Annotated in this window: 12 protein-coding genes; 4 read left to right on the forward strand and 8 right to left on the reverse strand. The window is 36.5% G+C overall.

The genetic code is table 11. The annotated features are described in order from the left end of the window. The first annotated feature begins 18 nt into the window (after nt 1-18). The 4 genes from BUE24_RS18740 (at nt 19) to galE (ending at nt 7,847) form a co-directional block, all read left to right on the forward strand. Entirely contained in the window at nt 19-1,785 is a 1,767-nt protein-coding gene (locus BUE24_RS18740; RefSeq protein ID WP_073319476.1) for a glycoside hydrolase family 36 protein, read from the forward strand. Between the two features lie 193 nt (nt 1,786-1,978). Then, complete coding sequence (gene glpK, locus BUE24_RS18745; RefSeq protein ID WP_073319479.1) at nt 1,979-5,158, forward strand: glycerol kinase GlpK; 3,180 nt, start codon at nt 1,979-1,981, stop codon at nt 5,156-5,158. Between the two features lie 2 nt (nt 5,159-5,160). Then, complete coding sequence (locus BUE24_RS18750; protein ID WP_073319482.1) at nt 5,161-6,729, forward strand: sodium:solute symporter; 1,569 nt, start codon at nt 5,161-5,163, stop codon at nt 6,727-6,729. Between the two features lie 101 nt (nt 6,730-6,830). Further along, nucleotides 6,831-7,847 carry a UDP-glucose 4-epimerase GalE gene (gene galE, locus BUE24_RS18755; RefSeq protein WP_073319486.1) on the forward strand — a complete coding sequence of 339 codons (1,017 nt, stop codon included), beginning with the start codon at nt 6,831-6,833 and terminating at the stop codon, nt 7,845-7,847. 92 nt (nt 7,848-7,939) lie between these two features. Here the strand turns inward: galE and BUE24_RS18760 are convergent, their stop codons facing one another. From BUE24_RS18760 to BUE24_RS18795, 8 genes are all read right to left on the reverse strand, one after another. Then, on the reverse strand, nt 7,940-10,060 hold the full coding sequence (locus BUE24_RS18760) for a peptidylprolyl isomerase (RefSeq protein WP_073319490.1): 2,121 nt from the start codon (nt 10,058-10,060) through the stop codon (nt 7,940-7,942). 125 nt (nt 10,061-10,185) lie between these two features. After that, on the reverse strand, nt 10,186-10,893 hold the full coding sequence (locus tag BUE24_RS18765) for a lysoplasmalogenase family protein (RefSeq protein WP_073319493.1): 708 nt from the start codon (nt 10,891-10,893) through the stop codon (nt 10,186-10,188). Between the two features lie 6 nt (nt 10,894-10,899). After that, a complete protein-coding gene (locus BUE24_RS18770) occupies nt 10,900-12,168 on the reverse strand; it encodes a hemolysin family protein (RefSeq protein ID WP_073319496.1) in 1,269 nt (422 codons plus the stop codon). Nucleotides 12,169-12,171: 3 nt separating this feature from the next. Next, nucleotides 12,172-12,366, reverse strand: coding sequence for a hypothetical protein (locus BUE24_RS18775; protein ID WP_073319499.1), 195 nt, complete (start codon nt 12,364-12,366; stop codon nt 12,172-12,174). 9 nt (nt 12,367-12,375) lie between these two features. Beyond that, nucleotides 12,376-12,930, reverse strand: coding sequence for an LPS export ABC transporter periplasmic protein LptC (gene lptC / locus BUE24_RS18780; protein ID WP_073319502.1), 555 nt, complete (start codon nt 12,928-12,930; stop codon nt 12,376-12,378). After that, a complete protein-coding gene (locus BUE24_RS18785; RefSeq protein WP_073319505.1) occupies nt 12,930-14,300 on the reverse strand; it encodes a tetratricopeptide repeat protein in 1,371 nt (456 codons plus the stop codon). Before BUE24_RS18785 ends, lptC begins: the two co-directional genes overlap by 1 nt. 16 nt (nt 14,301-14,316) lie before the next feature. Beyond that, nucleotides 14,317-15,561 (reverse strand): BamG family beta-barrel-assembly machinery protein, encoded by a 1,245-nt coding sequence (gene bamG, locus BUE24_RS18790; RefSeq protein ID WP_073319508.1) that lies wholly within the window; start codon nt 15,559-15,561, stop codon nt 14,317-14,319. After that, entirely contained in the window at nt 15,558-16,289 is a 732-nt protein-coding gene (locus BUE24_RS18795; RefSeq protein ID WP_073319511.1) for a type III pantothenate kinase, read from the reverse strand. The genes bamG and BUE24_RS18795 overlap by 4 nt, the downstream gene beginning before the upstream one ends. Between the last annotated feature and the right edge of the window lie 16 nt (nt 16,290-16,305).

Consider the following 16,305-nt stretch of genomic DNA (forward strand, 5'->3'; position numbering starts at 1 on the left):
TTTAAACAATATAACCATATGAATAAAACCATTGCTCATAACATAGAAATACTAAAAGAGACTGACAATTTTGAAGTGAGTATCACTCCACTTCATGAGCATGATGGAGTAATGACTTACGAAATTAGTCTTAACTCTGAAACAGCATTTCGACCACAACCCATAACCATAAAATGGAAAATCCCAGCCATCAATATCAAAGGGGTCTGGAAGCCTACCACCGATTTTGCAAAACGGATCATGGATGATTGGGAATTAACACATATGGAATCCAGAATTTCATTAGATGCGCCAGTTATTTCCCTGTTTGGCCACGATGACCAAAACGTAATTACATTTGCTTGTTCTGATACCATTAATGCCAAAGAACTAAATGCATTATACCGAGAAGAGGATAACCATATTTATTGTCATATTACTTTTTTTACCGAAAGGCACCATACCATATCCTCCTATAGCGCACAACTAAGAATAGATCAACACCCAAAACACTTCTCTACTGCTCTCAAGGAGGTCTCCCAATGGTGGAGTTCTTTTGAAAATATGACCCCCACTCATGTGCCTGATTTGGCTAAAGTACCTGTATATTCTACCTGGTATCAATTTCATCAAAAACTAGACACCACAAAACTGGTATCAGAGTGTAAACTGGCAGCATCTCTGGGGTACGAACTCATTATTTTGGATGATGGTTGGCAAACCAATGATGAGAACAGAGGATATGATTACACAGGAGATTGGTTCCCGGAAAGAATTCCTAATATGGCTCAATTCGTAGAAGAAATTCATCAAACCGGGATGAAATTAGCATTATGGTACTCCGTTCCTTTTTGTGGTAAGAAATCAAAAGCATATCAAAAATTCAAAGGTAAATTTCTAACAGAAGAACATCGATGGGCTCCAGTCTTAGACCCAAGATATCCGGAAGTACGATCTTATCTGATTAGTCTTTATGTAAACGCATTAAAAGACTGGAACATCGATGGTTTCAAACTTGATTTTATTGACGAATTCAAAGTATATCCTGAAACCGTTCTTAATCGCGATAATGGGCGAGATTATTCTTCGGTAAACGAAGCGGTAGACCGATTAATGACTGACGTTATCAACTCTTTACACGAAATTAAACCAGATGTAGTGATCGAGTTTCGACAAAAATATACCGGACCCGCCATGCGTAAATATGGAAATATGTTTAGAGCCTTTGATTGTCCAGGGGATTCTGCAATGAACCGCGTGAGAATTACAGATATCAAAATGTTATGCGGAGAAACTGTGGTACATAGTGATATGTTTACCTATCATCCTGACGAACCTGTTGAATTAAAAGCTCTACAATTAGTGAATGCACTTTTTGGTGTTCCTCAACTTTCTATTTTGCTCGAAAACGCTTCTGAAGAGGAATTGGCTATGATTTATTTCTATACCCATTATTGGAAAAAAAATACATCAATTTTCCTTGATGGAGATTTTGAACCCTGTAAACCTTTGGCCAACTACCCTATTTTAAAATCTACCAAAGGAACAACAACTATCATTGGCGTGTATGATGATCATATTATTGATATAAAAAACCCAACAGATAATATCGATATCATCAATGGAAAACTAAAAAATCAAGTCGTGATTAGCAGTGAAGAAAATCACGGTGCATACCATTGTACTATTTATGACTGTACCGGAAAAAAAATAAAAGAATCCAATATCATGCTTTTGATCGGAGTAGTACAAATTCAGGTTCCAGCTTGCGGGCTTATTCGACTTAAAAAAAGTAAAACCTCTTAAAAATTTCCAGAAAAAATAAGATTTGAATGAAAGCAAATACCAAAACAAAGAATACAAACGATTACATTCCATTAAACTTGAATTTATCTTTTCTATTGACTTAATAATTCAGATATTTATGAGTAACAGGGGGTTACAAATCTCTTTTTAACAATCAGAAAACCCCGCTTCACACATCAAAAAAACAGTATCAATGGATAAAAAATATATTGTAGCATTTGATCAGGGCACCACAAGCACCAGAGCTATTATTTTTGATCATCAAGGGACCATCTGTGGAATTTCACAAAAAGAACTCACTCAATATTACCCTCAACCTGGATGGGTAGAACATGATCCTATTGAGATTTTTTTGCATCAAAAAGAAGTTTTTGAAGATGTGCTACAAACTTCTAATATCTCGGTAGAAGAAATTGCAGCCATAGGTATTACGAATCAACGTGAAACCACAGTGGTTTGGGATAAAAAAACAGGAGAACCTATCCACAATGCTATTGTTTGGCTGGATAAAAGAACCACCAAAATATGTGAAGCTTTAAAAGCCAAAAATTTAAGCCCATATGTATCCAAGAATACAGGATTGGTCATTGATTCTTACTTTTCTGGCACCAAATTGAAATGGATTCTGGATCATGTAGAAGGAGCAAGAGAAAAAGCAGAACGTGGAGATTTATTATTTGGAACCATTGATACCTGGCTTATTTGGAAATTCACTGAAGGAAAAATCCACGCTACAGATCATTCTAATGCTTCTCGTACCATGCTTTATAACATTATTAATTTAGAATGGGATGAAAAACTTTTACAAGCATTAGATGTTCCGAAAAGCGTACTTCCGAAAGTGCAGTACTCTTCTTCTGATTTTGGTAGCATTGTGTACAAAGGTCAAGAACTTCCTATTTATGGTGTAGCAGGAGATCAACAAGCTTCTCTTTTTGGTCAAGGAGGATACAAATCAGGAATGGCAAAGAACACATACGGGACTGGATGTTTTATGCTATTGAATACCGGAAAAAAGCCTTACGAATCCAAGAACGGACTATTAACCACCCTATGCAGCAGTATTCCGGAAGATAATATCAAATATGCATTAGAAGGAAGTATTTTTGTTGGCGGAGCCTCTATTCAGTGGCTTAGAGACAAACTTCAAATCATAGATAAGGCTTCAGAAACCGAAGAAATCTGTATGTCTACCACGTCATCAGAAGACTTATATGTCGTACCAGCCTTTGCTGGACTAGGCGCTCCCTATTGGGATATGGATGCCAAGGGAGCCATTTATGGACTTACTTTAGATTCTGGTAAAAACGAAATCATTAAAGCTACTGTTGAAGCCTTGGCTTATCAAACAAGAGATGTTTTGGAAGCAATGATAGAGGATAGTGGCAAACAGATGAAGGAGCTGAAGGTAGATGGTGGCGCTTCTGCGAACAATTACTTGATGCAGTTTCAAGCTGACATCCTTAATGTAGATGTTGATCGTCCTAAAATGCTGGAAGTAACTGCTCTTGGAGCAGCCTTCCTGGCAGGGATAAAAGCAGGAATCTGGAGCAAAAAGGATATCGCCAAGATACGTGACGTTGATCAGGTTTTTGCTCCGCAAATCACCGAGCATCATCGCAACAGAAAATACACAGGTTGGAAACAAGCTGTAGAACGCACCAAAACTGCAAACACCAATATGTTATCGGTAAAAGAAGATGCTCCTATTCGCTTTTCGGTGTTAGATCGTAAAACACAGGTACTGAAAGCACAAAAAGAAAAACATGATCTGGTGATTATTGGCGGAGGCGTAACGGGAGCAGGCATCGCCCTCGATGCAGCATCAAGAGGATTAAAAGTATGTTTGGTAGAAAAAAATGATTTTGCTTCTGGCACCAGTAACAAATCAACAAAACTTGTTCATGGTGGACTTCGATATCTAAAGCAAATGGAAATAGGCCTCGTCAAAGAATCCGGAACCGAAAGGGCTACAGTGCACAAACTGGCTCCGCACCTCGTAGTTCCTGAGAAAATGCTACTCCCGCTTGTGGAAGGTGGCACATACGGTAAAGTTATGGCTTCTATAGGATTAAAAGTATATGATTTTTTGGCCAATGTTGAAGGTGATGATAAACGTCAAATGCTAAATGCAGAAGAAACCAAAACCAAAGAACCATTACTTAATGACAAAGGGCTTACAGGCGGAGGATATTATGCAGAATACAGAACAGACGACGCCCGATTAACCATAGAACTTCTTAAAAAAGCAGCTTCATATGGTGCCAACAGCATTAATTATTGTGAAATGGTGTCCTTCAATTACAGTGAAGAAGGAAAAATCCAAAGTGTACAATGCTTGGATCATAATACGCAAGAGGAATTTGTGATCAAATCCAGAAACTTTGTTTCTGCTGCAGGACCTTGGGTAGATCTTTTAAGAACAAAAGATCAATCCATGAATAACAAACACCTGCATCTTACCAAAGGGGTACATCTGGTATTTTCTAGAGAACGTTTTCCACTCACTCAATCGGTCTACTTTGATGTCCCAGATGGAAGAATGATATTTGCCATTCCCAGAGGAAGAACAACCTACGTAGGTACTACAGACACTAATTACAGTGCAAATCTGAATCGAGTTGTCGCTACAGAATCCGATGCTTCCTATCTACTGGAAGCCGTAAATTATATGTTTCCATCATTACAATTAAAACAAGAAGATATGGAATCTAATTGGGCTGGACTTCGACCTTTGATTCACGAAGATGGAAAAGACCCTTCAGAATTATCTCGAAAGGACGAGATCTTTCACTCTGACACAGGACTAATATCTATTGCAGGAGGAAAACTTACTGGATATAGAAAAATGTCACAACGCGTCATTGATGTTGTGCTAAAAACAATGAGTTCAAAGAGAAGAGAGCAATTTTCGAGATCGCATACGGATAAGATACCGCTTACCAGTGATCCTCTTCATGACAATAACGAAGTACAGAAGTATTTAGAACAAATTGAGCTAGAGTTAAAGGAATTGAAGGTTAATGATCCTTATTATGGGCAATACCTGGTATCCAACTATGGAAAACAATCTGATATTATTATCAGTAAGGCGAGTTATTTTTTGAATGATGCGATCGAAGAGCAATTGATTAGAGCAGAGCTATGGTATTGCATACACCATGAAATGACGAATGGATTGTCGGATTTCTTTGTAAGGAGAACCGGCAGGCTTTATTTTGACATCCATAGTGTGCACCAATATCGATCTATTGTCGAAGAAGATTTGGTAAAATACCTAGGTTGGGACGAAGATAGATTGCAATCCGAAAATCAATATTTAGATATGCTGTTACGAGATGCAGCCACCTACTATAAACACGAAATCAACTAATTATGGGGAATGAAATTAGCACTATAGATATCACGGTAATTGTTATTTACTTTATCGCAGTTATGCTCATTGGTCTTTACGTAGCAAGAAGCACCAAAACCGGCGAAGATCTTTTTCTTGGTGGAAGATCTTTTGGATGGGGACTCATAGGATTATCACTGTTTGCATCAAACATTTCTACCTCTACCATCATCGGATTGTCTGGAGCGGCATATAGCTCGGGCATTGTACAGTCCGTATACGAGTGGATGACAGGTATACCGCTTATTATAGCTGCACTAATTTTCATACCACTATATCTAAAATCCAAAATCACCACTATTCCGGAGTTTTTAGAACTGCGTTTTGACAATCGATCCAGAACATTTTTTTCTGCAATCACCATATTCACCAGTATTGTTGTAGATACTGCAGGAGGATTGTACGCCGGATCTATTGTACTACAAGCATTTTTCCCGGAGTTAGTGATTTGGCAAACTTGTTTAATTCTGGCTTTGGTAGCTGGTCTATATACCGCTTTTGGAGGACTAAAAGCCGTAGTTTACACAGATGCTATACAAGCGATTATATTGATTATAGGATGTTCTGTATTATCCTATATGTTATTCGAAAAACTAGACTTCTCATGGAGTAATGTGGTTTCTAACGCTCCAGAAGGGCATTTATCTATTATTCGCCCGGCAGACGATGAATCTTTACCTTGGCCCGGTTTAATAATGGCAGTTCCGATTTTAGGTTTCTGGTACTGGACTACTAACCAATATATCGTACAACGAGTACTGGGTGCCAAAAACATACAGCATGCGCGTTGGGGTGTTATACTAGCAAGCTTCCTTAAAATTGTTCCACTTTTTATTATGGTAATCCCAGGAGCAATGGCCATTGGACTATTTCCGGGTCTAGAAAATCCAGATCAGGTATTCCCGACTACGGTAATGAAAGTATTGCCTGTAGGACTTGTAGGTTTGGTATTGGCTGGATTGATCTCTGCTATTATGTCTAGTGTAGATTCTACATTAAACTCTGCCTCGACATTGGTAGTAATCGATTTCATAAAGACTAGAAAGAAAGATATTACAGAAAAACAAGTGCTCAACTATGGTAGAATAACCACCGTAGTCCTAATGATTATTGCTGCAGTGTGGGCACCTTTGATCGCAAATTTTGGTGGTATTTGGGCATATCTACAACAAATGTTTTCAATCATTGTGCCTCCTATTGCTGTTCTTTTTTTGGTAGGCGTTTTTTACAAAAGAGGAAATGGTACGGGGGCATTTTGGACTTTAATTTTAGGGACTTTGGGGGGTGTAATTTTGTTTATTCTGGGACAAAAAGATATTTGGACACTCCACTATACCTATAATGTAGGAATCATGGTAGTTATAAGTACTATATTATTTATAGTTATCAGCCAGTTTTCGTCACCTCCGGAAGTGCAAAAGATCCAGTTATACACCTTCAACAAAGAACTATTGAAAACAGAAAAGGAAGTTTCCTGGTATCTGGATTATAGGTATCACATTGTCATCTTATTGGCGGCAATAGGTTTCTTAATGATTAAATTTTGGTAAAACGATCATTCTTTAGGAGTAATACTTTTTGATTCTTTTTCAAATGTATAAATTTGTCAACCCCCTTTATAAAAAGAGAATCTTAATTAATTTAAAAGAATATGAAAATTTTAGTTACGGGAGGATTAGGTTTTATAGGTTCTCATACTGTAGTAGAATTGCAAAATGAAGGGTTTGAAGTTGTTATCATTGACAATTGTTCTAATTCGTCTCCTGATGTTTTGGAAAGAATTACCAGAATTACCGGAAAGAAACCCGTTTTTGAAGAATTTGACCTTAGAGAAAAAGATAAGGTTCAAGAATTTTTCAATCGCCATCAGGATATACAGGGTGTCATTCATTTTGCGGCTTCTAAAGCAGTTGGAGAAAGCGTAGAAAACCCATTGTTATATTATGAAAACAATCTTTCTACTTTGGTCTACCTGTTACAGGAGCTTACCGCAAAAGCCTCTTCGAATTTTATTTTTAGTTCTTCTTGTACCGTTTATGGTCAGGCAGAAGAGTTACCAATAACAGAGAATGCTCCGGTAAAAACCGCGGAATCTCCGTACGGAAACACTAAACAAATAGGCGAAGAGATCATTAGGGATACTTGCAAAGTAAACACCTCTTTAAAAGCCATTTCTCTTCGATATTTTAACCCTATTGGCGCGCATATATCTGCAGAGATTGGAGAATTACCTATTGGTGTACCTCAAAATTTGGTTCCGTATATTACTCAAACCGCAATAGGACTAAGAGAACAACTCTCAGTTTTTGGAGACGATTATCCTACACAAGATGGCACATGTATCAGAGATTACATTCATGTAGTGGATTTGGCAAAAGCTCATGTCGTAGCCTTACAACGCTTGATTAATAGCAAAAACGAATCGAATTACGAAGTTTTTAATGTAGGTACAGGAACTGGTAGTAGCGTGCTAGAAGTTATTCAATCCTTCGAAAAGGTTTCTGGACAAAAATTAAATTATAAGATTGTTGATCGAAGAGAAGGAGATATTACCGCTGCTTATGCAGATACCACAAAGGCTAATAATATTCTTGGCTGGAAAGCACAAAGTAGTCTTGACGATTCATTAGGTTCTGCATGGAAATGGGAACAAAAAGTGAGAAGTTAACCGGGATTATATCGACTTTAATTAATTCAAATACATAAAAAAACCTGAGTAAAAACTCAGGTTTTTTTATGTATTATTTTGTTCTCTATCTACTAGTAGAACTTAGCTCTCTTATCTTCAATTTCAGCGGCTTCTTTAAGCGCATCAAATACGGAGGCATTAACCAATCCTGCACTTGATTTTGAAGCTTGAGAAGCATAGCTCATGTACGTATCCAATCCGCTTGCTGGCTCTTTCTTAGTCACTTCGATTACATATACTCCATTGTTTCCAACAATTGGCTGAGAAACCGTTCCTTGCTCTAATGCAAATGCTGTTCCTACTACTACAGGCTCAGTACCAGCTCCTCCAATGGTAGGAGTTTTCATAGTTAAAGCAGCAGCAGTTTTTACAGTTTGTCCCTGTGAACTAGCAATAGCATCCAAAGAACTACCAGAAATTTTATTCTTAAGCATTTCTGCTTTCTTTTCCTTAATTAATATTGGCTTTACTGTTGGGCTAGCGTCTGCAACAGTCATCGTTCCTTTATCTGCCTTTGCAGTTAATTGAACTACCGCATATCCATCAGGAATATCAAAACGCTTGATATCACCTACCTTAGACTCTTCGTTAAACGCCCATTGAACGATTGCTCTTTTGGCACCTAATCCAGGGATGTTTTCATCAAGTTCTTTAATCTTATTTACAGGACGTACCGCCAATTCATTTTCTTTAGAAACTTCTTCAAAATCCTTGTCTCTTGCAGCAATTTGAAACTTGGTAGTTTCGGTAAAAATCGCATTGATTGTTTTTTCGCTAGGCTCTACCTTTTGAGCAACCGTAGCAACTTTTACAGTTTTTTGTGGATTCTTTTGATCATCGATTCTTATGATATGGTATCCAAACTGAGTCTCAACAATACCTTGATTACCTACAGCACCATCAAAACAATAGTCATTAAAAGCTGGCACCATAGTTCCTGGTACAAAATACCCCAAATCTCCTCCTTTATCTTTATTCGAGTTATCTGCAGAATATTGAGCTGCCAACTCGGTAAACTTATCTGCATTACCTTTTACCACATTGGAAATACTATCGGCTAATGCTTTTGCCTCTTCTTTGGTACGCTTTACTTCTCCAGCTGTACGAAGACCTTCCCAAGCCACTAAAATATGACTTGCCTGTACAGAATCTGGCATTTGTTTCTGTGCTATTACCTTAGATACTTTAAAGAAGTCTCCATCTTTATAGGGTCCATATACTTGTCCGATCTCTAAGTTGTAAATTGTATCTGCTACAGTAGCAGGAAGATTCTTTTTGAATTTGAAGCTATCATCAAACTTCAATACCGAATACTGATTTACAAATTCTTCTGCATTCTCTGCATTTCTAAATCCAGGAACCGTATCTGTCTTTTTTGTGTTTTCGTTAAATTCTGCTCTATCATCCAATAATAAGGCAACTCTTTCCTTTATTTCATTTTCGTCTTCTTCGCTTGGCTTTTCGTTAAAGATTACATAGCGTATACTTCGAGAAGCCTCTGCTTCATACTGATCTACATTCTTGTTGATATACTCTTTGATTTCAGCATCTGACACCTGAACATCTGCATCTTGAATACCAGAATATGGAAGCTGAACGTATTTGATATCTACTTTGTCATTTTCCATTTTATAAGAAAGCTCTCCTTCTTTTAAAGTAGCTCCCACTCCTGCCTTAATCATATTAAGATAGGTCTCTTCTCTAGCTCCTTTACTCACTGATGCTTCATAGTCCAACCACTGCTGATATGCTTGAGGTGATGTTGCTTTTACATTAGCAACATATTCTTGCATTTTTAATTTATCAAAAACACCAGCTTCGTTCTGAAAAGTAGGATTGTTTGCTAATCCTTCTGCCAATAATTCATTCACCTGATCTTTCCCAACCTGGATTCCAAGTTCATCAAATTGCTCTTCAAAAACAGCTTCACGAATTTGTTGATTCCAAACATAATTCACAGCTTGAATGCTTGAAGATCCTCCTCCAAAACCTCTAGAAGCAGCCTCTACTTTTCTAGCAAAGTCAGTTCTATCAATATCTTTTCCATTTATTGTAGCGATAGTATTCTCAGCATTTTGAGAGATAGCTCCTCCATTACGTATCAAATCAGCAAGCACGAAAGAAAAAAGTGCTAGTGCGATTATAACGATCAAAAAAACCGAGCGCTGTCTAATTTTATTTAAAACTGCCATGTTACGTGTAATTTATTCAAATATAGTGGGCGAAAATACCATTTTATTAGAATAATACCAATTAAAACACTAAAGTCTTACGAAGTTTTTTTTCCTAAAATTTACATCCCTCAATTAAAGCATTTTTATCCCTTGTTTTTTTCAGAATACAAGGGTGGATTTTGATATATAATTCCATATACAATTAAGAGTTGAGCAAGCGCATAGGTGCTCATTATCCATATGTGGCTATAGGGTAAAGAGGTATAAAACATGTTTACCGCCAATAGACTATCCGAAAGCATAAAAACCAAGGCTCCCATAAGTACAAATAGATAACTTTTCTTACCCACCTCTTGAGACCTAAAATATGAAGTATTTGCCATCCCCAAAATAACAATCATGTATACAATTACAGGAATCAACATGGCTTTTAAATTGGAATATAGAAGAAAAAATAATCCGAATCCGTATACTGTGGTCAAAACAAGAAATAACTTACTCTTTTGACCAAAAGCTATATCCTTCACAAACAGCAAAATATAAAAGATATGAGCGAATAAAAACATGACTAAACCCAGTATAAAGAACAACTGACCTTGAAATAAAAGAAAAATATCTCCGGCTAGAGACAAAATCAGTCCCATCAGTAAATAGTTAAATCGGAAAAGAGGAATAGTTGTCTTGCGAAGTATAAGGAAAATAAGTAACGAGCAAACAATAGCTGGTTTGGTTATATATCTAACTTCGGGGTTTGAAAACAGATACTCAAGAACAAGATCGCACAGCGCTATAATTACATACAATGCAGCAAAAAATTTAGCACTATTATTTTGTGTTTGGGATAATGTCAAAACAAATCAATCCTCTTCAATGACGGTTAGTTCTACGATTTCTATTTTGGTATTTGATGTATCCACAACACTAATCTTAAAGGAATCGATCAATACCTCATCATCCTTTTCAGGAATTTCTTCGGTGTGATTAACGATCATACCTCCTAGCGTCTCGTAATTCTCGCTTTCAGGTAAATTAAGCTTATACGTTTCATTCAGATAATCCACCTCTAATCTGGCAGAAAAACGATATCGAGATTCGTCCAGTTGTTCTTCTATAAGCGCTAAGGAATCATGCTCATCTTCAATTTCTCCAAAAAGCTCTTCCACAATATCTTCTACCGTAATAATCCCACTGGTACCCCCATACTCATCTATTACCACAGCAATACTTTTATGCTTTTTGGTCAAAAGATTAAGCACATCCTTTACAAACATGGTTTCAGGAACAAAAATTACAGGTAACAATATGGAACGTAAGGATTTTGGTTTTTTGAACAGTTCGAAAGAATGCACATACCCTATAATATCATCTACAGTACCATTGTAAATAATAATCTTGGAGAGACCCGTGTCTATAAACAATTGACTTACCTCTTCTATAGATTGCGATTTTTCTACAGCCACAATTTCTGTTCTGGGAACCATCACTTCTCTGGATTTTACGTCTGAAAAATCCAATGCATTCTGAAAGATCTGAATTTCGCTATCAATTTTATCGTGCTCTTCTACAGTTTCCATCTGTTCATTGATGTAATCTCCCAATTCTGTCTTACTGAACGCCAATTGCACTTGGTCGCCATCTGTTTTAAAAAATCGTTTCAATACTACATCTGAAACCCAGATCACAAACCATGAAATTGGTGAAAAAAACAGATAAAAAACATACGCTGGCAACGAAAATATCTTGAGCAATTTATTTGCATAAATTTGAAAAAAAACTTTTGGCAAAAACTCTGCAGTAAGTAAAATAATCAATGTAGAAATCGCAGTTTGCACCAAAAGACTAACACTACCGGCCATATTGGGATAATAGACTTCGATATAGTGCATAAGCACATCCCCCATATAAAAACCATATACTACCAATGCGATATTATTTCCAACCAACATGGTGGCAATAAATTTGGATGGTTTTTTGGTTAAACGAGTTAGTAGTACAGACAGGAATCCCGCTTGTTTCTTTTCAATTTCAATATGAATTTTATTCGAGGAGACATAGGCAATCTCCATTCCTGAAAAAAAAGCCGAGAGAATTAAAGAAATGACAATAACAACAAAATGTAATTCCATGAATTATTCTTTGTTATTGGCCTCAAATCGCTTACCAAAGTTTCTTTTAAAGAAGAACATAAAAACCGCGATTACAGCAAAAAAGAGGTACATCATGCTTTTGCCTCCTTCTTGGCCCCACTCTAAATACGCTTCATAAATAAAAAAGCATGCTATAGCTAGATAAGCATACTGAAAAAACTTAAATACTTTCATCATAACAATGGATTACTCCTCGATAAACATGACACCTTCATTGATTCTTGAATTCAAGATAGTAAAATCCTGATTAGCATCAAAACCATCTGCTTCATTGATGGTGCCATCTGGCAATAAACTTTTATAGGGTTGATCTGTAAATATCCAGCTTATATTTTGATCCCAGTACAATTGATTTGCTTGTAAATGTGTACTATCTGCCGTTTTGATATCTACATTACCTCTCATATCTATCAATCCTGTTTGTTGATAGGAGATGGCATAATCTGAAGTAATAACACTTACTTTTCCTTCTTTATCTATTACATCCAAAACAATACCCTCTGGAAATTCATGATACCCAAAAGACTTGTTTGTAAAATCTAATACCCTGGGTGTTTTTAATACCGCAGTGAGTCTACCAGAATCAGTATACTTGAGATTGACATCAAAGGCTTCTGCTATAGGAGCCTCTTCGGATACAATATAATTTTGATTGCCCTGACTAGATTGGCATGAAAAAAACATTGTCACAGCATAAGCTGTGACAATGTATATAAGTGTATTATAATTTTTGTTTTGCATTATAATTTTGGTACTCTTACCGTTTCACCAATCCAACATCCAATCTTAACAGAGGTAACACCTGGGTTATTAAAGATGTCTGTTTTTGATGGTGCTTTTGCTTTATAATTAGCTGCTGTTTTGTTAGCAGTAGATTTCAAACTTGGATCAACTTTTCCAGCTCTTCTTGCATAATTTTCTGCTAACCAATATACCGCTCTTTTACTAAATACATCTGTACCACATGCATTCGCACTACTTGCAATCATACTTGCAATTCGTAGGTGACACACTCCCATAGAAGGCTTATATTTCAATGCTTTTCTATAGTATGATCTTGCTTTTCCTTTGCTTCCTTTCTTTCTTAAAGTCTCAGCAATCTTAAAGTATACTTTTGCTTTATCACTAGACTTAGTTTCTAACTCTGCAGATTGGTTAAAATAATCCAAGGCGGTAGTTGTCTTTTTGTCTTTTAATGCTAAAAGACCTAAATAATACGCTGACTTCGCAGATGGCTCAGCTTTATGTAATGCTTCTACCAACTTAAAGAATAACGGATCTTCTGTACATTCTTTGGCAGACATTCTTCCTGCAGCGCCTTTCAACCAATTGATATCAGATTTTTTATCATCAAACTGACCTGTATAAAGAGGAATTAAGTTCTTACAATCAGCCAATTCTCCCAGCTTTTGATTTACTCCAGCCTTTACCTTACTATAATTAGATAAAATTATTGAAGATCTTTTCAAAGATTTCTTTTCCTTGCTAGATAAAGCAGTACCAGCTTCTTCTTTATCAGTAAGTTCAGCAATAGTTTTTGCTTTTGCACTCTCCTCATCTTCTATTTTTTCAATTACTCCATCATATAAGTCAAAAACTTCTTGTAATTCTTTTTTACCTTCACCATGAAGATCTACTAATAAAGAAAAGTAGGTATAAACGTTTTTAGGATTATCAACATTCTTCTTATCCTCTGTCCAAGCTTTATGCAATTCTGCAAATTGATCTTCTTTTGACCCTATCTTATTGTCATACATCAATTGCCCCATAGTAGAGTGCATATCTCCTATTTTCGTTTTCGCAGGAAAATACTGAAATCTCTCTTTAAGCAATTGAATCATCTCCTTTGCAATTGCTACTTTATCTCCTGCTGCCGCTTTTTTAAGCTTGTCTTTTAATAATTTCTCTCCAAACTGATATGTAGCGACGCTGTAGGTAGGGCATTCTTTTCTTACTTTCCATAGGGGCTCTTCTGCTGCTGCATAATTTTTCACCTTCGCATGTTCGTAAGCTATAGATGCTGTAGTAGCACAATCTGTAGCCTGAGCATTTACATTTGATGCACTTAAAACTAATCCTGTCGCTATAACAAATAAAAATTTAGTATTCATAGCTGTATTTATTGTGTTAATTAAATTTAATCTGTCTAAACCACTGATCGTTCAGTGATAAACTAATGGATAGATTAAAGAACTCTTCTTTTATCAATCCAAAATCTGTTGTTCCTCGTTGACCATACTCAAAACCAATGTTTGCATTTGAGAACAATCGGCCAACTGGTAATCCAACTCCAAAAGATATGCCAAACTCGTCAATCGAGGTGCCATCAATTGTTAAACCTGTTTCTTCGTATCGGAAACCAGCTCTATATACTACCCGACTAAAATAGCTCGTGAGCGAATTATAATTTGGGATATAATATCCTCCCATTCTATATTTTGAACCACTTTCGTTATCCACATTGTCCTGAACAAACAATTGGTTCGTATCACCTCCTGAATCTGTAAAAACATACTCTCCACCAACAAACCACTGTTTCGGCTTACCGATACCTGCTCCAAACTTAAATTCTGCCGGAAGATCTATATCTCGATCCGCTAACTCCGTCTCTTGTCTATCTATTACTCCTTCTGCTCCATTATTACCAATAATGATTGTAGCTAGTTCTCTAGTTCCTTCTGCGGTTAACCCAAAAGAAGGTGTAGAAACTACAGAAGCCTGAAGTTCTAAGTTTTCGGTTATCATCGTCTTGAAATTCACCCCTAGAGACAAGCTAAACGATGCTAGATCAGTACTTGTAATTTCTCTAGTATCAAACTGAATATCAGGTCGCTGCAGTATAGTTTTATTTTCAATGTTTCCAAAGTTATAATTAAAATCCAAACCTACACTTAGATTCTTGTTAACTTTAGCACCTGCAGACAAAAAAACCTTATTTAAGCCTCCTGTTCCTGTAAATCTGCGTTCGGCCCCATCTGCATCTATAGAATTGAGCCGATATCCTACCGATGTTACGGGAATAACTCCGAATCCAAATCCAAACTTCCCGGCAGGTATTCCTACAGCTAGATAATCCAAAGAGGCATTATCTCCCGAGGAAGACTCAGTTTCATTACTGATTTTAAAATTACTGTATGACGTTCCTACGGTATATGTGGTAAGTCTTAACTCTCCAAATGCTGCTGGGTTTTGTAGATTCAAATGGATACTATCGGCTAAAATACTCAATCCTCCCATCGATCTATTCTCTACCGTTCCTTTGAATTTCTGGATCCCTATCCCATAAAAAGAATAAGGCGAAGCGGTTCCTTCCTGAGCATTGGAAACTATGGCCGTAAAAGCCACTATGATTACTAAAATCTTCTTTATCATCTACTATTATTAAAAGCTAAAATGTAGTTTAATCCCTCCAACAAAAAATTAGAAGTGGCAAATATGCCATTTTTTAATCTTTTAGACAAAAAATGTGCATCTCCTCCGGTTAAAATAACTGTTAAATCAGGATAAATGTTGCAATATTCTTCAATAACTCCCTGTATTTCGTATAAAATTCCTTGAACAACCCCAGAATGTATAGCTTCATTTGTGGTGTTTCCTATATGATTTTCAGGAAGTTTAGGTTCTAATAATGGTAATTTTGCGGTGTAATTATTTAAGCTATGATAGCGTAAACGTATTCCAGGAGCGATGGCGCCACCCAAATATTCTTCTTTTTCATTCTTAAAATCATAGGTAACACAAGTCCCTGCATCGATTACCAACACATTCTTTTGTGGATATTGATCTACAGCTGCGGCTACCAAAGCCAATCGATCAATCCCAAGTGTTTCTGGAGTTTCGTATAAATTAGAGAATGGCATTGCAATTTTATGGTTCACAATCAATGTCTCATAAAGTCCCTGTATCTGTTTTACGGTATCAGGATTCAAATCGGATACCGAAGAAATAATCGCTTGTTGAATTAATGGGTGTTTTTTATGGATATCTAGGATCTCCTGATCCAAATCATTTTGAACAATGGTTTTTTTTGCCACAATTTTGGATTGATCAAACACCCCTATTTTTATGTATGTATTGCCTACATCAATGATAAGATTCATATGTCAAAAGCTAAGC

The organism is Aquimarina spongiae, from assembly GCF_900141785.1.
In the GTDB taxonomy this organism is placed as follows: Bacteria; Bacteroidota; Bacteroidia; order Flavobacteriales; family Flavobacteriaceae; genus Aquimarina; species Aquimarina spongiae.